The organism is Micromonospora sp. NBC_00330 (genome assembly GCF_036136635.1).
GTDB classification, from domain to species: Bacteria; Actinomycetota; Actinomycetes; order Mycobacteriales; family Micromonosporaceae; genus Micromonospora; species Micromonospora salmantinae.
On sequence record NZ_CP108012.1, the window covers coordinates 6,435,316 to 6,453,336 of the forward strand.

The 18,021-nt window shown below is 72.8% G+C and carries 15 protein-coding genes and 1 riboswitch; of the genes, 8 read left to right on the forward strand and 7 right to left on the reverse strand.

Annotated features, from left to right (window positions below; all coding sequences use genetic code 11):
* Positions 1 to 97: 97 nt before the first annotated feature.
* Positions 98 to 1,771: a phenylacetic acid degradation protein PaaN gene (gene paaN, locus OG598_RS29320; protein WP_328651953.1), complete on the forward strand. Its 1,674-nt coding sequence runs from the start codon at positions 98 to 100 to the stop codon at positions 1,769 to 1,771.
* Positions 1,772 to 1,941: 170 nt separating this feature from the next.
* Here paaN and OG598_RS29325 read toward each other — a convergent pair whose 3' ends face one another.
* A complete protein-coding gene (locus OG598_RS29325) occupies positions 1,942 to 2,472 on the reverse strand; it encodes a GNAT family N-acetyltransferase (protein ID WP_328651954.1) in 531 nt (176 codons plus the stop codon).
* Between the two features lie 325 nt (positions 2,473 to 2,797).
* Between OG598_RS29325 and OG598_RS29330 the strand changes: the two genes are divergently transcribed.
* The 3 genes from OG598_RS29330 (at position 2,798) to groL (ending at position 6,163) form a co-directional block, all read left to right on the forward strand.
* The gene (locus OG598_RS29330; protein WP_091402914.1) at positions 2,798 to 3,001 is read left to right on the forward strand and encodes a cold-shock protein; all 204 of its coding nucleotides are present in this window, start codon (positions 2,798 to 2,800) and stop codon (positions 2,999 to 3,001) included.
* Positions 3,002 to 3,095: 94 nt separating this feature from the next.
* Positions 3,096 to 4,268 (forward strand): hypothetical protein, encoded by a 1,173-nt coding sequence (locus OG598_RS29335; protein ID WP_328651955.1) that lies wholly within the window; start codon positions 3,096 to 3,098, stop codon positions 4,266 to 4,268.
* A 272-nt stretch (positions 4,269 to 4,540) separates the two neighbouring features.
* A complete protein-coding gene (gene groL, locus OG598_RS29340; RefSeq protein ID WP_088950420.1) occupies positions 4,541 to 6,163 on the forward strand; it encodes a chaperonin GroEL in 1,623 nt (540 codons plus the stop codon).
* Positions 6,164 to 6,219: 56 nt separating this feature from the next.
* Here groL and OG598_RS29345 read toward each other — a convergent pair whose 3' ends face one another.
* The 3 genes from OG598_RS29345 to OG598_RS29355 all read right to left on the reverse strand — a co-directional run bounded on the left by OG598_RS29345 (position 6,220) and on the right by OG598_RS29355 (position 10,128).
* On the reverse strand, positions 6,220 to 6,468 hold the full coding sequence (locus OG598_RS29345; protein ID WP_238689026.1) for a hypothetical protein: 249 nt from the start codon (positions 6,466 to 6,468) through the stop codon (positions 6,220 to 6,222).
* 78 nt (positions 6,469 to 6,546) lie between these two features.
* Positions 6,547 to 7,482: a GNAT family N-acetyltransferase gene (locus tag OG598_RS29350; RefSeq protein ID WP_328651956.1), complete on the reverse strand. Its 936-nt coding sequence runs from the start codon at positions 7,480 to 7,482 to the stop codon at positions 6,547 to 6,549.
* A 69-nt stretch (positions 7,483 to 7,551) separates the two neighbouring features.
* Positions 7,552 to 10,128: a S8 family serine peptidase gene (locus OG598_RS29355; RefSeq protein ID WP_328651957.1), complete on the reverse strand. Its 2,577-nt coding sequence runs from the start codon at positions 10,126 to 10,128 to the stop codon at positions 7,552 to 7,554.
* A gap of 200 nt (positions 10,129 to 10,328) precedes the next feature.
* Here OG598_RS29355 and OG598_RS29360 point away from each other — a divergent pair, with 200 nt between their 5' ends.
* Positions 10,329 to 12,194, forward strand: a complete 1,866-nt coding sequence (locus OG598_RS29360) for a glycerol-3-phosphate dehydrogenase/oxidase (protein WP_328651958.1) — start codon at positions 10,329 to 10,331, stop codon at positions 12,192 to 12,194.
* A gap of 88 nt (positions 12,195 to 12,282) precedes the next feature.
* On the forward strand, positions 12,283 to 12,819 hold the full coding sequence (locus OG598_RS29365) for a hypothetical protein (RefSeq protein WP_328651959.1): 537 nt from the start codon (positions 12,283 to 12,285) through the stop codon (positions 12,817 to 12,819).
* A gap of 10 nt (positions 12,820 to 12,829) precedes the next feature.
* Here the strand turns inward: OG598_RS29365 and OG598_RS29370 are convergent, their stop codons facing one another.
* Positions 12,830 to 14,230 carry an FAD-binding oxidoreductase gene (locus tag OG598_RS29370; RefSeq protein WP_328651960.1) on the reverse strand — a complete coding sequence of 467 codons (1,401 nt, stop codon included), beginning with the start codon at positions 14,228 to 14,230 and terminating at the stop codon, positions 12,830 to 12,832.
* 68 nt (positions 14,231 to 14,298) lie between these two features.
* Between OG598_RS29370 and OG598_RS29375 the strand changes: the two genes are divergently transcribed.
* Positions 14,299 to 14,583: a DUF4031 domain-containing protein gene (locus tag OG598_RS29375; protein ID WP_112674123.1), complete on the forward strand. Its 285-nt coding sequence runs from the start codon at positions 14,299 to 14,301 to the stop codon at positions 14,581 to 14,583.
* Here the strand turns inward: OG598_RS29375 and OG598_RS29380 are convergent.
* The gene (locus tag OG598_RS29380; RefSeq protein ID WP_328651961.1) at positions 14,555 to 15,211 is read right to left on the reverse strand and encodes an HD domain-containing protein; all 657 of its coding nucleotides are present in this window, start codon (positions 15,209 to 15,211) and stop codon (positions 14,555 to 14,557) included. The two genes, OG598_RS29375 and OG598_RS29380, sit on opposite strands and share 29 nt — an antisense overlap.
* Before the next feature lie 106 nt (positions 15,212 to 15,317).
* Between OG598_RS29380 and OG598_RS29385 the strand changes: the two genes are divergently transcribed.
* On the forward strand, positions 15,318 to 16,553 hold the full coding sequence (locus OG598_RS29385; RefSeq protein ID WP_328651962.1) for an FUSC family protein: 1,236 nt from the start codon (positions 15,318 to 15,320) through the stop codon (positions 16,551 to 16,553).
* A 24-nt stretch (positions 16,554 to 16,577) separates the two neighbouring features.
* On the opposite strand, the gene OG598_RS29390 is transcribed toward OG598_RS29385, so the two are convergent.
* Positions 16,578 to 17,822, reverse strand: a complete 1,245-nt coding sequence (locus tag OG598_RS29390; protein ID WP_328655471.1) for an aminotransferase class V-fold PLP-dependent enzyme — start codon at positions 17,820 to 17,822, stop codon at positions 16,578 to 16,580.
* Between the two features lie 70 nt (positions 17,823 to 17,892).
* Positions 17,893 to 18,013: riboswitch (SAM riboswitch) on the reverse strand.
* Between the last annotated feature and the right edge of the window lie 8 nt (positions 18,014 to 18,021).

Genomic DNA, 18,021 nt, shown 5'->3' on the forward strand with positions numbered 1-18,021 from the left:
CGGAGGCCCGCGGTTACCCGCTGCCGCCGCGGGCAACCCCGTGCCGTCGGCCATCGGCGCTTCTGCTCGCGGACCGGACTCGGGCATGATGGCGGGCATGACGGAGACCCCGCATCCCCTGTACGACAGGCACGCCGACACCCTCAACCGTGCGCTGACCGCGATCACGGAGCGGGGCTACTGGTCCGCCTATCCCGAATCCCCCAGCCCCCGGGTGTACGGCGAGACCGCCGCCGCCGACGGTAAGGCCGCCTTCGAGGCGTACCTCGGCGGTGACTTCCCGCTCGACCAGCCCGGCGCGGGCGTCCGGGTCGCCACCGAGACGAGCCCGTTCGGGGTGGAGTTGGCGGTGCGTTACCCGCACGCCGGCACCGGCGAGCTGGTCGACGCCGCCTCCGCCGCGCTGCCGGCGTGGCGCGACGCCGGCCCGCAGGCCCGGGTGGGCGTCTGCCTGGAGATCCTCGACCGGCTGCACAAGAACATCTTCGAGCTGGCCAACGCAGTGCAGTTCACCAGCGGGCAGGCATTCGTGATGGCCTTCCAGGCCGGTGGCGCGCACGCGCTGGACCGGGCGCTGGAAGCGCTGGCGTACGCGTACGCCGAGATGACCCGGCACCCCGGCACGGCGGGCTGGGAGAAGGCCGCCGGCAAGGGCGACCCGCTGCGGATGACCAAGACGTTCCACGTGGTGCCGCGTGGGGTGGCGCTGGTGATCGGCTGCAACACCTTCCCGACCTGGAACTCGTACCCCGGGCTGTTCGCCTCGCTGGTCACCGGCAACCCGGTGATCGTCAAGCCGCACCCGCGCGCGGTGCTGCCGCTGGCCATCACAGTGAAGTACGCCCGGGAGGTGCTCGCCGAGGCCGGGTTCGACCCGAACCTGATCATGCTGGCGGCCGAGGCGCCCGGCGAGAAGCTCGCCAGCGACCTGGCCCTGCACCGGGCCGTCCGGATCGTCGACTTCACCGGCTCCACCGAGTACGGCGACTGGCTGGAGACGCACGCGCGGCAGGCATCGGTCTACACCGAGAAGGCCGGCCTCAACACCGTCGTCATCGACTCCACCGACGACTTCGCCGGCATGTGCCGCAACCTCGGCTTCACGCTGACGCTCTACAGCGGGCAGATGTGCACCACCTCCCAGAACATCCTCATCCCGGCCGGGGGCATCGAGACCGACCAGGGGCACAAGAGCTTCGACGAGGTGGCCGGCGGGATCGCCGCCGCAGTCGGCAAGCTCACCGCCGACCCGGCCCGAGGTGTGGAGCTGACCGGCGCCATCGTCAACGACGGGGTGCTGGAGCGGCTGGCCGAGGTGACCAAGGTCGGCGAGCCGGTGCTGGAGTCGCGGGCCGTGGCCCACCCGTCGTACGCCGACGCGGTGGTGCGTACCCCGACGATCGTGAAGCTGACCGCTGACGACGCGGAGACGTACGGCCGGGAATGGTTCGGGCCGATCTCGTTCGCCATCGCTACCGACTCCACCACGCACAGCCTGGAGTTGCTGCGCCGGACGGTCGGCGAGAAGGGCGCGCTCACCGCCGGGGTCTACTCGACCGACGAGGCCGTGCTTGACGCAACCGAGGCGGTGGCGGTCGAGGTCGGGGTGCACCTGTCCTGCAACCTCACCGGCGGTGTCTTCGTCAACCAGTCGGCGGCGTTCTCCGACTTCCACGGCAGTGGGGCCAACGCGGCGGCCAACTCGGCGCTGACCGACGGGGCTTACGTGGCTAACCGGTTCCGGATCGTGCAGTCTCGGCGGCACGTCTGATCTGTGGTTGCTGTTGTGGGTTTCCGGGGCAGCCCGCCCCGCTCCGGGCGGTCAGGCTTGATCCCTGCGCGGGTCGGGCTGCCCCGGAAACCCTTTGTGGGCACGGTGATGGCGTCGCTGCCGGCTTTTGAGGGCAGCTCAGTGGTTCTGCCTTGGGATGGTTCTTGGGGTCAGGCTGTTCGGCGCATCTGTAGCTCGTTCAGGGCCGGGATGTTCGGGTGGGGGACTCGTACCCCGGTGTCCTTGAAGCCCAGGCGCTGGTAGGCGCGGTAGGCGCGGTCGTTGCCGACCACCACCTCCAGCAGCAGCTCCGGTCGGCCACAGGCTCGCGACCAGGCGGCCACCCCGTCGATCAGCTCGCCGAGCAGGCCGCTGCCACGCCAGGTCGGCGTGACGTACACGGCGTAGATCACGGTCAGCCCCGGTTCGTTCGGGTGGGTCGTGCCCCCGGCGTGCCCGACCAGCCGGCCGCCCGGGTCGGCGACGAACTGCGCGTTACCGGCACCGGCCGAGGTGTACGCGACCCGGGCGGCGAACTCGTTGTGCGGTCGGGCAGCCGCGTCCGCCAGGGTCTCCAGGAAGGCCAACGGCGCGTCGGCGAGCATCTCCAGGCGCAGCGCCCGCATCCGGGCGGCGTCCTCCGGCCGGACCCGGCGGATCTCCGCGAGCCGCAGGGCCGGCGAGCCCATGTCGGTGGTCATGTCCGCATGCCTACCACAGGGCAGGGCGGGCGTTTCGCGAGCTGGGCCCGTTCGCCGTCATCTCCGGGGCCGCCCTGTGGCCCTCCTCCATTTCGCAATGACGTCGGCGAATCCGGTGGCGGGGGAACCGGGCCGATCAGCCCGGTCGGGAAGCCCCGAAGTGTGTCTGATTTGTGGCAGTGCGCGGCCGTCACTCCTCGTGTAGCGTGCGATTTCGGTCACCTGCTTCAATGGCGGTCATCGATCGCTGAGTCGGTGGTCCGGGGCGCCCGGCCGTGCCGTGCGCCCAGTCAGGCAACGCCGCGCAGAGTGAGGGAAGTGCACCGTGGCACAGGGCTCCGTGAAGTGGTTCAACGCCGAAAAGGGCTATGGCTTCATCGCCGTCGACGGCGGTCAGGACGTGTTCGTTCATTTCTCCGCGATCGAGATGGACGGTTACAAGGCGCTGGACGACGGTCAGCGGGTCGAGTTCGAGATCACCCAGGGCCAGAAGGGTCCACAGGCAGAGCACGTACGCGTCATCGGCTGAACTTCCTGGCCGATTGGCCCCGTGAGTCGGGGCTGCGGCAGGGGCGCGCAGCCGGGAAGATCGTGAACCGTTCCAGCCGATGTGAGGAGCGTTCATGACCGACCAGCCACCCCCGCCCACTCCGTCCTCCGGGTCGGGGGAGCCGGACCCGTCCGATCCGTCCTCGCCCGTCGGCGGCCCCGGCCACGCCGGCCCGCCCCCCGGCTGGGGCCCGGGCGTGCCCCCGGCCGGCCCGTCCTCCGGCCCCGCCGCTCCGCCGCCCGGCTGGGAACCCGCGCAGGGTGCCTGGGGTGCGGCCCCGCCACCGCAGGGCTGGGCGTTCCCGCCCACCGGGGGCTACCCGCCCGGGTCGGGTCCGTACGGCGGGCAGCCGTGGTACCCGGGGCCGCCGGTCGGCTGGTACCCGCCGGGTTACGGGTTCGACCCGAACGACGCCCTGGTCACGCCGCCCAGTGCCGGTATCGGCGGCTGGTTCAACCGGTGCGGAGGGGCGCTGCGTCGGGGCTGGCGGCAGTTGGTGCCGATCATGCTGCTCACCCAGGTGCTGCCGGCGGCGGTGCTCTCGGTGGTCTCCCTCGGGCTGGACCCGTCGGCGAAGTGGACCGCCCAGGCCGAATCGACGTCGACCCCCGCGCTGCCGGACAATTTCGCCGCCGACCTGCTGGGCCTCCTGGTCCTGCTGGTCGGCGGCAGCCTGGTGGTCGGGTTGGTGCAGGCCGTCGGGTGGGCCGCCGGCACCTGGGTGATCACCCGACAGGCGGCCGGTCAGCCGGCCAGCCTGGAGGCTGCGCTGCGCTACGGCCTGCGTCGGGCGCTCGGGCTGTGGGCCTGGACCCTGGTGGTCAGTCTGCTCATCGGCGTCGGTGTCTGTTTTTGCGTGCTGCCGGGCATCTACCTGGCCTTCGCACTGAGCATGGCGGGCCCGGTCTATCTCTTCGAACGGCACAACCCGATCGGTCGATCGTTCCGGATGTTCCACGACCGGCTCGGCCTGCTGCTCGGACGGGTGGCCCTGGTGGCCGTGGCGGTGATCGTCGGCACCCTGATCCCCGGTGGCCTGGAAGGGGTCGGCACCTCCGCGCTCGGAACGGACCCGTTCTCCTCGGCGGGTACCGCCGCCGGAGCGGTGGTGGTGATCGGGATCACCGCCGTGCTGGCCCTGCCGGCCCACCTCGCGCAGATGATCGGTCTGCTGGTGACGTACGCCGAGCAGCGTGCCCATGAGGCGCCGGTGAACAGCGCTGGACTGGCCGCGGAACTCGGCTGAGCGGCGGCATCGTGCTTGCACTCGGCAGGTGAGAGTGCTAAACAAGTCATTGGCACTCGCATACCGTGAGTGCCAATGGTCGGGACGGTGGGGCCAGGTTGCACCGGCGTGGAGACGCCGGGGCGGCACATGGCCGGTCGTCGCGGGCTATCCGGCCCGGCCGAAGGACGTCGTCGTCGCCAGGTGGCGACGTCCCAAGGTGCGTACACCAGGCGGCCCATCCGGGGCACACATCTCGGGTGGCCCGTGAGTGTCCAGGAGGACAACGCCGTATGGCCAAGATGATCGCGTTCGACGAAGAGGCGCGCCGCGGCCTCGAGCGGGGCATGAACCAGCTCGCCGACGCCGTAAAGGTGACCCTCGGCCCCAAGGGCCGCAACGTCGTGCTCGAGAAGAAGTGGGGTGCCCCCACCATCACCAACGATGGTGTGAGCATCGCCAAGGAGATCGAGCTCGAGGACCCGTACGAGAAGATCGGCGCTGAGCTGGTCAAGGAGGTCGCCAAGAAGACCGACGACGTTGCCGGTGACGGCACGACGACGGCGACCGTCCTGGCCCAGGCCCTGGTTCGCGAGGGCCTGCGCAACGTGGCCGCTGGCGCCAACCCGATGGCCCTGAAGCGGGGCATCGAGGCCGCGGTCGCGAGCGTCTCGGAGGAGCTGTCCAAGCTCGCCAAGGACGTCGAGACCAAGGAGCAGATCGCCTCCACCGCCTCCATCTCCGCTGGCGACAGCACCGTCGGCGAGATCATCGCCGAGGCGATGGACAAGGTCGGCAAGGAAGGCGTCATCACCGTCGAGGAGAGCAACACCTTCGGGCTGGAGCTGGAGCTCACCGAGGGTATGCGCTTCGACAAGGGCTACATCTCGGCCTACTTCATGACCGACCCGGAGCGTATGGAGGCCGTCTTCGACGACCCGTACATCCTGATCGCCAACAGCAAGATCTCGTCGGTGAAGGACCTGCTCCCGATCCTGGAGAAGGTCATGCAGTCGGGCAAGCCGCTGCTGATCATCGCCGAGGACCTGGAGGGCGAGGCCCTCGCCACCCTGGTGGTCAACAAGGTCCGTGGCACCTTCAAGTCGGTCGCCGTCAAGGCGCCGGGCTTCGGTGACCGCCGCAAGGCCATGCTGACCGACATCGCCATCCTCGCCGGTGGCCAGGTCATCAGCGAGGAGGTCGGCCTCAAGCTCGACGCCGCCAGCCTCGACATGCTGGGCCGCGCCCGCAAGGTCGTGGTGACCAAGGACGAGACCACCATCGTCGACGGTGCCGGTGACGCCGAGCAGATCCAGGGCCGGGTCAACCAGATCCGGGCCGAGATCGACAAGAGCGACTCCGACTACGACCGGGAGAAGCTGCAGGAGCGGCTGGCCAAGCTGGCCGGCGGCGTTGCGGTGATCAAGGTCGGCGCGGCCACCGAGGTCGAGCTCAAGGAGCGCAAGCACCGCATCGAGGACGCCGTTCGCAACGCGAAGGCCGCCGTCGAGGAGGGCATCGTCCCGGGTGGTGGCGTCGCGCTGGTCCAGGCCGGCAAGACCGCCTTCGACAAGCTCGACCTGGTCGGCGACGAGGCGACCGGTGCGAACATCGTCAAGGTCGCGCTCGACGCCCCGCTGCGGCAGATCGCCGTCAACGCCGGCCTTGAGGGCGGCGTCGTGGTGGAGAAGGTCCGTAACCTCGAAGCGGGTCACGGTCTGAACGCCGCCAACGGCGAGTACGTCGACCTGCTGGCCGCGGGCATCATCGACCCGGCCAAGGTGACGCGCTCGGCGCTGCAGAACGCCGCTTCCATCGCGGCGCTCTTCCTCACCACCGAGGCCGTTGTCGCGGACAAGCCGGAGAAGAACCCGGCTGCCCCGGCTGGCCCGGGTGGCGGGGACATGGACTTCTGAGTCCAGTTCCGACACCGAACGGGGCGGGCCGCTGACGCGGTCCGCCCCGTTCGTCGTCAGGTCGGTAGTGGGCGCTGGTTGCGCCGTTTCTGTGCCCGGTTGTACGGCGGAGGCAGTTTGATCGGCGCGTCCACCATCTCCTGCGGTTCCTCGGCCACCGAAGGCTCGCCGTCGGTGGTCATCTCGGCCAGTTGCTCGGCGTCGCCGTAGTCGAGCCGGTCGAACGGCAGTTGGCCGGGGAGTTCACCCACCGGTTTCCAGGTGATCGGCGGGCCGTCCTCGGTCTGGTTGTCATCCGTGGTCATGGCTGCCTCCTCTACCGAAACGGTAGGGGGCGTCGATGGCCGATGCGGGCGAATGGATCAAAGTCCTGTTTGCCCCGGTTATCCCCTGGGCAGGGTACGTCGGTACAGGAAGAAGACGCGCTCGATCCACGCACCCGCGCTGCCCGAATAGAACGGCACCGGTCCCACCCAGCCGATCTGTGCCCGGTCCAGCCCCGCCGCCCGCTGGTCGCGCAGGCAGCGCCGCAACAGCACCCCGCCGATACCCGACCCCTCCGCGGCCGGCGCGGTGCCCATCGGCCCGAACCAACTCGGCCGCGACGACCCGTACGCGGCGAAGCCGAGCACCTCGCCGTCCCGCTCCGCGAGGTGGCAACCGGCGTCGGCGCGTCCCACCGACCCGGCCAGCTCGCCGTCCCACGTTCCGCCGAAGGTGGACCGAGCGAACGCGGTCAGCGCCGGAAGGTCCGCCGGCTCCGCCCGGCGTACCGTGACGCCCTGGTCGGCCAGCCGCCGCTCCGTCGCCTCGGTGGACCGCAGTGCCGGCGACCCGTCGTACGACAGGTCCGCTGTCATGTTCCAGGCGGTCCGGTCCTGCTGGTAGCCGAGCGCGAGGGCGGCGCAGACCGCCGGCGTGTAGCGGACGTCGATTCCCGGCCACGCGTAGTACGGCGGATTTCCGGCCAGCAGCACCTCGGTCGCCCCGCGCTCGGCGAGCACCTGTTCGGCCCGCTGGAGCAGTGCCCGGCCGATGCCCCGACGCCGTTGATCCGGAAGGACCGCTACCAGGTCCACGTGCCCGATCCCCGGCTCCGCCGACGACACCGAACAGATCAGCACCCCCACCAGGTCCGCACCTCGGTACGCGCCCAGCCCGACCACCGGCCGGTCGGCGGTGGCCCGGGTCCAGAGCACGTCCACGATGGATGCCGCCTCGGCGGAGTCCTCGGGCAGGTCGAGAGCCTGCTGGCAGAGCTGTACGACGTTGGTGACCAGGTCGGCGGTCAGCTCGGTGACGGTGATCTCGGCGTCCATGGTCGCCGACCCTAAATCACCGACTGTCGAGCCGCACCCTCGGCTCAGCGCTCCAGGAAGGAAACCTGCCTATTGCTGGGCGGCGCGAACGGCGGCGTAGGCGTCGACCTGGCCGGCACCGGTGACGTTCGACGGGGCACCGCAGGCGTCGGAGGGGCTGTCGGAGCGATAGGTGGGCGTCGCCGCCGTGGCGGTGTCCCGAAGGATCTGCCGGGTCCGGGTCACGTCACCGACCAGCGCCGGGTTCGCCGACCACATCAGCGCGACCACCCCCGCCACCTGCGGGGTCGCCATCGACGTGCCGTCCAGCGCGGCGTACGTGCCGCCCGGCATGGCCGACACCACCCCCACCCCCGGTGCCAGCACGTCCGGTTTACCCGAGCCGCCCGGCACCGGCCCGCGCGAGGAGAACTCGGCGACCCGCCGCTGGGCGTCCACAGCGCCCACTGTCAGCACGTCCGGGTACGGGGCGGGCGGATCGTCGATCGACGCGCACCACGGGCCGGTGTTGCCGGCCGCGGCGACCACGAAGATCCCGGCGGCGTCGAGGGCGGCGGTGGCCGGCCGCAGAACGCCCTGGTCGCAACCCTCGATGGGCGGGCAGCCCCACGAGTTGGTCAGCACCTGGGGGGCGCGCTCCGGACGGCCGTCGGTGAACGGGTCGCCGCCGGCCGGGAAGGGCGCCAACATGAACTGGAGGCAGTCCAGGTAGTGCGCGGGGCTGCCCAGGTTGCGGTCCAGGTTGACGCAACCCACCCACTGCGCGTCCGGCGCCACCCCGATGCCGTCCCGCCCGACCGCGCTGCCCACCGTGTGGGTGCCGTGCCCGCCCTGGTCGGTCGGGCTCCGGGTGTCGTCCCACGGGTCGTACCAGGAGTCGTCCCCACCACGGAACCCGGCTCGTAGTGCCGGGTGGGCGCCGTCCACCCCCGAGTCGGAGCTGCCGACCACGATGCCGGTGCCGGTGACCCGGAGTTGGGACCACACCCGGTCGGCGCCGATCTGACTGATGTTCCACTGCGGGCCGGCGGGCTTGGGCAGGGTGCCCCGGTTCTGCCCGGCCGGTGCCGGCAGCGGTCGCAGGCGCTGGCTGACCAGCACCCGCGCCACCTCCGGTCGGCGGGCGAGCCAGGCCCGCACCGCCGGGCCGCCGTCCACCTCGACCGCGTTGACCAGGTAGTACGACACCGGGTCGAGCCGCAGCCGGTTCAACCCTCGGAGCAGGTCGCCCTGGCTCTGCTCGGCGGTCGTCACCAGCCGCCGGTAGACCTCCGCCGCGCGGGCGTCCCGCCCGGCCCGACCCGGCGCGGCAGCCGGAAGATCGCTCAGGTCGGCCTGCGTACGCAGCACCACGAACAGCCGCTCGCCGTACAGGCCCGGCTGGCCGGGGCCGAGGTCGACGACCCCGAACGCCACCAGCAGCACCACGGCCGCCACCGCGGCGACCCGCCTGTTCGGGGTGCGTGCCGTCGGCCGGGCGAGCAGCACCGCGTACCCGATGGCGACCACTACCGCGACGGCGAGCCCGACGCCGGCGGCGGCCGCCACCCAGAACGGGATGTCGCGGGTGCCGACCAGCAGCAGGCTGATCTCTTCCGGGTCGGTGAAGGCCAACGGGCCGAGCGCGGCCAGGCCCACGAGCCAGCCGGTCGCCGTTCGGCCGGCGCGGGTGGCGGTAGCCGGGTCGGCGGTGGCCGGGTCGGCGGTGGCCGGGTCGGCGGTGGCCGGGTCGGCGGTGGGCCGCCAGGTCGCGGCCCAGAGCGCGGCCAACGCGAAACCCACCGGCGGCACTGTCAGCAGCGCGGGCAACTGCGCGCCGGACTGCCCGGTCCCGGCCGCGAGCAGCAGCAGCGCCACCCCGGCGACCAGGCCGCCGACCAGCACCAGCCGAGCCGGCCGAGGCGGTCGCCCAACCGCGAACGGGGACCAGAAGGGGGTGTCCAGCAGAGCCGCGGCCAGCACCCCGAGCGCGGCGGCCGCCAGCACCGCGAGCGCGGTCTCCAGGAGGCCGCCGAGCGCGCCCAGCCAGGCCCACGGCAGCAGCAGCGCCAACCCGGCGGCGACCGCGAGCAGCGGCACCGGGCCGGGTCGGCGCACGCGCCGTCCGCCCGGCACTTCGGCGGCTGCGGGCCGCGTGGCGTCGCCGTTCCCGGTGGCCTCGGGCCGCGTGGCGTCGCTGTTTCCGGCGGGTGCCGGGCCGCCGACCGGGCCAACCAGCCCGGGGTACGCCCACCGGCGCGCCGACCAGCGCACGACGAGCGCGCCGAGCAGCGCGGCGCCGGCCAGCGCGGCGAGGTACGCCTCATGGTGCACCGGCGGCACGACCCGGAGCAGTGTGAGCACGCCGAGCGCGAGTGCCCCGATCAACCAGGCCCGCCCGGCGGCCCGGACCGCGCTCGACCGGGGCAGGAGGGCCAGCAGCAGGGCGGGCGTGCCGGCCAGCACGACGGTGGCCAGGCCGAGCACCGGCCAGAGCCAGCCGAGCCGGTCCCGTCCGAAGCTCAGCAGCACCTGATCGGTGAGCCAGCCACCGGTCTGGGTGCCCACTGTGACCGCAACCGTCCAGCAGCCGACCAGCACGGCCGCTACCACCGGCCACGGGGAACTGCGGTCACTGAGGCCGGGGTGCGCAGGTTGACCTTGCATCCGAGAACCTTACGACTACGACGAAGGGTTTCGACCCGACCGTCGGGTTCCGGGGCTTCGAAGAACCGTGCAGATCTTGGACAGTTTCCGTCAGGCGATGACGGAAACTGTCCAAGATCTCCGATCGGTCGGCCTGGATCGGTCGGCGGGACGTGCCGTGCGCTTCGGAGCAGGTAGGCGCGGTGCGGGGCGGGCGGCGAATGTCGGCTCGGTGGCTCGACGGTTACGGTGGACAGGTGCGCGACCCCAATGTCTCCCGATCCGTCGCCGGTCAGCTCTCACCGGTCCGCCGTGCGTCCGACCTGCGCCGACTGCGTGCCGAGCGCTTCGACGTGCTGGTCATCGGGGGCGGGGTGACCGGAGCCGGTGCCGCCCTGGACGCGGCGTCCCGTGGCCTGAAGGTGGCGCTGGTCGAGGCGCGTGACCTTGCCGCCGGGACCTCCAGCCGGTCCAGCAAACTCATCCATGGTGGCCTGCGCTACCTGGAGCAGTTGGAGTTCCACCTGGTCCACGAGGCGCTCACCGAGCGGGGCCTGCTGGCCACCCGGCTCGCGCCGCACCTGGTACGCCCGGTGCCGATCATGGTGCCGCTGCCGGCGGGGCGGGGCCTGCGGGACCTGCCGGCCCGGGTCTTCCGCCGCTCGTACTACGGCGCCGGGGTGGCCGCGTACGACGCCTTTGCCGGGATCTTCGGCGGTGGCCGGGGCATGCCCCTGCACCGTCACCTGACCCGGGAGGGTGCCCGGCGGATCTTCCCGAGTCTGCGGGCCGACGCGCTGGCCGGGGCGATCCGCTACTACGACGGGCAGGTCGACGACGCCCGGCTGGTGGTCACCCTGGCCCGCACCGCGGCCAGCCTCGGCGCCACTGTGGTGAGCAGTGCCCGCGCCGTCGGGTTGATCCGGCAGGCGCGCGAGGTGACCGGCGTCCGCGTCCGGGACCTGGAGGCGCCGCCGGGCTCGCCGGACGCGGAGTTCGAGGTGCAGGCTCGCACCGTCATCGCCGCCACCGGCGTGTGGAGCGACGACATGTCCCGGATGCTCAACGACGTCGGCCTGCGGCCCGGCGTCCGGGTGCGCGCCTCCAAGGGGGTGCACCTGGTGGTGCCCCGCTCGGCGATCACCGGCGAGACGGGGCTCATCCTGCGTACGGCCAGTTCGGTGCTCTTCGTCATCCCGTGGGGCGGGCACTGGATCATCGGCACCACTGACACCGACTGGCGGCTGGACCGTTCCCACCCGGCCGCCTCGGCCCGCGACATCGACTACCTCCTCCAGCAGGTGAACACCGTGCTGGACCGGCCGCTGACCACCGCCGACATCGAGGGGGTGTACGCCGGGCTGCGGCCGCTGCTGGCCGGCGAGGCCGACTCGACCTCGAAGCTCTCCCGGGAGCACGCGGTCTTCGAGCCGATGCTCGGGCTGCTGCTGGTCGCCGGCGGCAAGTACACGACGTACCGGGTGATGGCGTCCGACGTGGTCGACCGGGCCGCTCGGCGGCTCGGTGGCGCCCGCTCGTCGCGTACCGCCGACCTGCCGCTGCTCGGCGCCGACGGGTACCCGGCCATGTGGCGGGACCGGGCCGACCTGGCGCGCCGCCACGGCGTGCCGGTGGGCGTGGTGGAGCACCTGCTGGAGCGGTACGGCACCCTCACCCTGGACCTGTTGGCGCTTGTCGACGCCGATCCTCTGCTGGCGTCCCCGCTGGCTGGTGCTCCGGAGTATCTGGCGGCGGAGGTCGCCTATGCGGCGCGGGCCGAGGGCGCCCTGCACCTGGAGGACGTGCTGACCCGGCGGACCCGGATCTCGTTCGAGACCAGCCACCGGGGGCTGGAGTCGGCGGAGCACACCGCCGAGTTGATGGGCGCGGTGCTCGGGTGGGACGCGGCCACCCGGGCACGCGAGGTCGAGCACTACCGGGCCCGGGTGGAGGCGGAGCGGCAGTCCCAGTTGATGCCGGACGACGCGGCGGCGGACGCGGCCCGCCTCGGTGCCCCGGATGTCCGGGGTTACGCGGCCGACCGGGGCGACGACGACCAGGCGGAGCTGCGCCCGTCCGCTCGATGACGAATTGCGACGTTACCGAAGGGTAACCATCGATACCGGCCCGGATGGTGGTTTCGAACGCTACCTACGGTGGGGTAGGTTTCCGCGCGTGCTACCCCGCGCGCGCCCTCGTCTGCTCGTACCCCTGCTCGCTGTCGCGCTCGTCGGCGCCCTGACCGGGTGCTCCCTCTTCGACGGAGACAAGCCGAGCACCCCGGTGGCGCAACCGACCGCCGGCACGGCGGGTGGCGGCTCGCAGTTGGAGATTCCCACCACCGTCGCCGCCGGTCAGGTCAGCCTGCTCCAGCGGCTCGGCGAGGACGGGCCGATGCGCACCCTGAGCGTCGAGCGGAACGGCGCGTGGCAGTGCGTCGACTGCGCCGGCGACGGCGTGACCTCCCGGGGCACCCTCGCACCGGAGCTGACCGAACGGCTCCAGGTGCTGCTCGCCAACCCGAGGCTGGCCGACGAGACCGATCAGGCCCGGCGGTACCGGACGACCTGCATCGACGCGCTGACGTCCAGCCTCATCACCTCGGCCGGGCTGATCACCTCGCAGGACTGCCCGGGTGAGGAGCTCACGCCGGTCGCCGGGGAGATCCTGCTGCTGCTCACCCAGGCGACCCCGGCCGAGGTCAAGGGCTGAGCGCAGCAGGTCAGAGCACCTTGCCCGGGTTGAGCAGGCCGGCCGGGTCGAGCGCCGCCTTGATCGCCTGATGCACCCGGACACCGACCGGCCCGATCTCCCGGGCCAGCCAGTCCCGCTTGAGCAACCCCACCCCGTGCTCGCCGGTGCACGTGCCGCCCAGGTCCAGGCCGAGCCGCATGATCTCGTCGAAGGCCCGTCGACCCCGCTCGACGCTCGCCGGGTCGGCCCGGTCCACGACGATGTTCGGGTGCATGTTGCCGTCCCCGGCGTGCCCCACCACGCCGATCGGCACCGCACACTCGGCCGCGATCCGGGCGACCCCGTCCAGGAGCGCGGCGAGCGCGCCGCGCGGCACCGCCACGTCGTCGATCACCAGACCGCCGTTGCCGCCCGGGTAGGCGTCCGCCGCGAACTTCTCCATGGCCGGGTGGGCCAGCCGGCGAGCCTGGAGCAGCGCCGCCGCCTCCACCGCGTCGGTGGCCGCGTAGACCTCGTCGGCGCCGACGGCCTCGCACACCTCCGCCAGCGCTGCCAAGTCGTCCACCGCCCGGGAGCCGGTGTCGGCGGCGGCCAGCAACAGGGCCTGCGCGTCGGTCCGCAACCCCATCGGCTGGTACGCCTCGATCGCCCGCAGGTGGGTCTGGTCCAGCAACTCCAGCAGGCTGGGGGTGAGCCCGCGAGCCGCGATCTCGGCCACCGCCGCGCCGGCCGTGGCGGTAGAGGGGAAGACCGCCACCAGGGTCAGTGAGTCGGCCGGGGTGGGCCGCAGCGCCACTGTCACCTCGGTGACCACGCCGAGGGTGCCCTCCGAACCGACGAACAGTCGGGTCAGGTCGTAGCCGGCCACCCCCTTTGCCGTACGCCGGCCGGTGCGCAGCACCTCACCGGAGGCGAGCACCACCTCCAGGCCGAGCACGTACTCGGTTGTCACTCCGTATTTCACACAGCACATGCCGCCGGCGTTGGTGGCCACGTTCCCGCCGATGGTGGACGACTGCCAGGAGCCGGGGTCCGGCGGGTACCAGAGGCCCTGTTTCGCCACCGCCCCGGCCAGGGCCGCGTTGACCACCCCCGGTTGGACCACGGCGATCCGGCTCACCGGGTCGATCTCCCGGATCTCGGTCATCGCGACGGTGCTGAGCACCACGGCGCCGTCCACAGCGTTCGCCGCGCCGGCCAGCCCGGTCCGCGCGCCCTGCGGCACCACCGGTACGCCGTGCCGCGCCGCCGCCTGGATAACGGCGACCACCTGCTCGGTGTCGCGCGGACGGGTCACCACCAGCGGGACGCCGGCGGCGCACAGGTCGGCCTCGTCCCGCTGGTGCATGCGCAGCAGGTCCGGGTCGGTGAGCACGGCGTCGTCACCGAGCGCGGCGCGCAGGTCGTCGAGGAGCGCGGTGGGGGCCATGCAGCCGAGGCTAGGTCGCCGACCGGCGATCATCAACATGATCGACTGGGCGGGATAACTTGGGCACCATGCTCTACCTGGACCGGCCGGCCTGGCCGTGGCGCGGTCGGCTCTGGTCACACCTGATCAGTGACGTCTCGTACGCCGAGCTGCACGCCTTCGCCGAGGCGCTCGGCGCGCCCCGGCGCGGCTTCGACCGGGACCACTACGACATTCCGGCCGACCGGTTCGCAGCGGCGGTATGGCTCGGTGCGCAGGTGGTGCCGAGCCGGGAGTTGGTCCGGTTGCTCCGCGCCGCCGACCTGCGTCGGCCGAAGCACCTGGTCAACCCGCGTTCTCCGGCGCCCCGGTGAGGGTGGCCAGCTCGCGGCGCACATTGTCCCGGGCGGGCTCTTCCCACCGGCTCGCCAGCGGTGGCGACCGGAACAGCGCGGGCAGCGACAGCAGGCCGGTCAACACGGCGGCCCGCCCAGCCCGGAAGGCCGGCTCCGGCACATGGGCGTACTCCCGGCGGATCGCCGCCGCGTACCGCTCGTAGCAGGCCGGTGGCGCGGCCAGCACGGCCAGGTCCGCGTCGCAGAGCAGCGCGCCGTCCCGGTCGCCCGGTGCCACCGTGTGCCCGGCGGTCAGCAGCACCAGCCGACACACCTCGGCCACCGTGGGCGCCGACACCCCGAGCCCGGTGAGCACGCTCTCGGACAGCGCGGCGCTGTCCCGTTCGTTGGCGTCGCCGGCGGCGCGGGGGTCGTAGACCGCGTCGTGGAACCAGGCCGCCAGCCGGACCGCGTCGGCCCGAGTGGCCAGGTCGGCGTGCTGGTCCACCACGTCGAGCACCGCCGTCAGGTGGGCCAGCGTGTGGTAGTGCCGGTGCGGCTCCCGCCACCGGACGAGCACCTGCTCCCCGGCCCGGGTGGTATCCGGGTCGGGCCTCGCGCCGGCACCCCGGGCCGCCGCCCGCCACCGGTCCAACAGATCAACCACCGCCCGAGTCTGCCGCATGGGCCCGCGACGCACGGGAAGGGAGGGTTGCGCGGGCCCACCACGGGTAGTCGCGCCCATGGCCGTGGCCCGGGACAAGCGACAGCCGATGGTGCGACGTACCGCGCTGCGCGACGGTTTGGTGGACATCGACGGCGCGCGGATCGCCGAGGCCACCGAACAACTGCGCCACCGCGGCCGGGCCACCCTGCACGATCGGCTGCACCGGGTACGGATGGCCGGCGGACTCGCCGTGCAGGCCGGGTTGGCCGCCGGGCTCGCGTACCTGATCTCGCACAAGGTGCTCGGCAACCCGCAACCGGTCTTCGCGCCGATCTCCGCGGTCGGCACCCTGGCCGCGTCGGTCGGTCAGCGGTTCCGCCGGACGGTGGAGCTGATCGTCGGGGTGGGGGTCGGGGTGTTCGTCGGCGACCTCCTGATCTACCTGCTCGGCACCGGGGCGTGGCAGCTCGGCCTGGTGGTCACGGTGGCGATCCTGCTCACCATCTTCGCCGGAGCGAGTGTGGCCATCGTCATCCAGGCGGCGGCCACGGCGGTGCTGATCGTGACGCTGAGCCCGTCGACCCAGAACCTGGAGATCCCCCGCTTCGTCGACGCGTTCCTCGGCGGTGGGATCGCGCTGCTGGTCACGGCGGTACTGCTGCCGCTGAACCCGCTCCGAGTGATCAACCGGGCGGCCCGCCCCGCCCTGGACCTGCTCGCCGCCCAGCTCGACGCCACCGCCGACGGGCTGCGCAACCGGGACCGTGCCGCCATCCAGAGCGCGCTGGAGAGGCTGCGCAACAACAAGGAGGAGTTGGCCACGTTGGGCGAGGCGATCGAGGGGGCGAAGGAGACGGCCACCCTCTCCCCGGCCCGCTGGCACCGCCGCGACGAACTGACCCACTACGCCGAGGCAGCCGACCCGATCGACCGGGCGATGCGCAACAGCGGCACGCTGATCCGCCGGTCCGTCACGCTGGTCGAGGACGAGGAACCGGTGCCCGATCCGATGCCGGACGCGATCGGCCACCTCGCCGAGTCGGTCCGGCTGCTCAAGCACGAGTTCGCCGCCGGTGAGGAGCCGGAGAAGGCCCGGGAGCGGTCGCTGCGGGCGGTCAGCGAGGCCGGCCGGGCGTACGGCGCCGGGGTGGGCTTCTCCGGCAGCGTGGTGATCGCCCAGATCCGCACCACCGCGAGCGACCTGCTGGTCGCCTCCGGGATCGAGCAGGAGGAGGCGAACCGGTGGATCCGCACCGCCTTCGGAGAGCAGGAGCGCCCGGTCGGTGAGCCCGCCGAGCCCGGCGAGGCACCGAAGCCACCCACCGCCCCGCCCGTCGGCTGAGCGCCGGCAACCGCCGGCCGGGCCTCAGCCCAGCTCGGCCAGCGCCGCGAGCAGCCGGTCCACCTGGGCGGCCGTGCTGCCCAGCCCGATGCTGGCACGCAGCGCGGTGGGCGGCAGGTCCCGCCGGCCGGTACGCCCCGCCGCCTCGCCGAGCAGACGCCGGGCCAGCGGGTGGGCACAGAACAACCCGTCCCGTACGCCGATGTGGTGCTCGGCGGCCAGCCGCGTGGCGACCTCGGTGGAGTCCCGGTCGGCGACCACGAACGAGACGATGCCGACCCGGGGCGCGTCCGGGCCGAAGGTGCGCAGCTCGACGACGTGCGGCAGGGCGGCGAGGCCGGTCCGTAACCGGGCCAGCAGGGCCTGCTCGTGGGCGGCCAGCGCGCCCTGGTCCGCCTCGTCGAGCGCCTTGCACACCGCCGCCAGCGCCACCGCTCCGAGCAGGTTCGGGGTGCCGCCCTCGTGTCGGGCCGGGCCGGTCGCCCAGGTCACGTCGTGGGTGGCCGGCCCGACGTGGCTGGTGGCGCCGCCGCCGGCCAGGTAGGGCGGGGCGGCGTCCAGCCAGTCGGCCCGACCGATCAGCACGCCCGCGCCGAACGGCGCGTACAGCTTGTGGCCGGACACGGCCAGGTAGTCGACGTCGAGCGCGAGCAGGTCGACCGGGGCGTGCGGGGCGAGCTGCGCGGCGTCGAGCACGATCCGGGCGCCGTGCCGGTGGGCCACCCGCGCCAGTTCGGCGACCGGCCACCGCTCACCGGTCACGTTGCTCGCACCGGTCACCGCGACCAGCACCGGCAACGCCGGGCTGCTGCCCCGGCGCAGCTCGGTGAGGGCGGCGGCGAGATCGCGTACCGCCCCGTCGGGGTCGCTGGGCACCGGAAGGCGCACCGACCCGCGCGGCCAGGGCAGCAGGTTGGCGTGGTGTTCGGAGGCGAACGTGACCACAGTGGTGCCGGCCGGCACGGCCCGCGCCAGCAGGTTGAGAGCGTCAGTGGTGTTCCGGGTGAAGATCACATGATCGTCGGCGCGAGCACCGAAGAAGTCGCCGATGGTCTGCCGTGCCTGCTCGTACGCGAGGGTGCAGCGCCGCGACAGCGCTCCCGCTCCGCGATGCACGCTGGCGTACCAGGGCAGCAGCTCGGCCACCGCGTCGGCGGCGGCCCGCGCGCACGGCGCACTGGCCGCGTAGTCCAGGTTGATCTCGCCGGGCACCCCGAGGACGTCGAGCGGCGCGGGCGGCGCCGACGGCACAGTGGGCAGGCTGGGCAGCGAGGGGACGAGAGTGACGGACACGCCGGAACCTCCGGGGTCAGGGACCCCGGGTGCGACATCGGGACGGGGTCCGCGCTTGCCCAGCACACCGATCGGGCTGGGCCCGGTCATCACCCGGGGCACCCCACCGCGAACTCGACGAGGGTTGCCGGCCAGCAAGCCGGGGCTGAACGCTGGCACTCGTGACCTGCCGGCA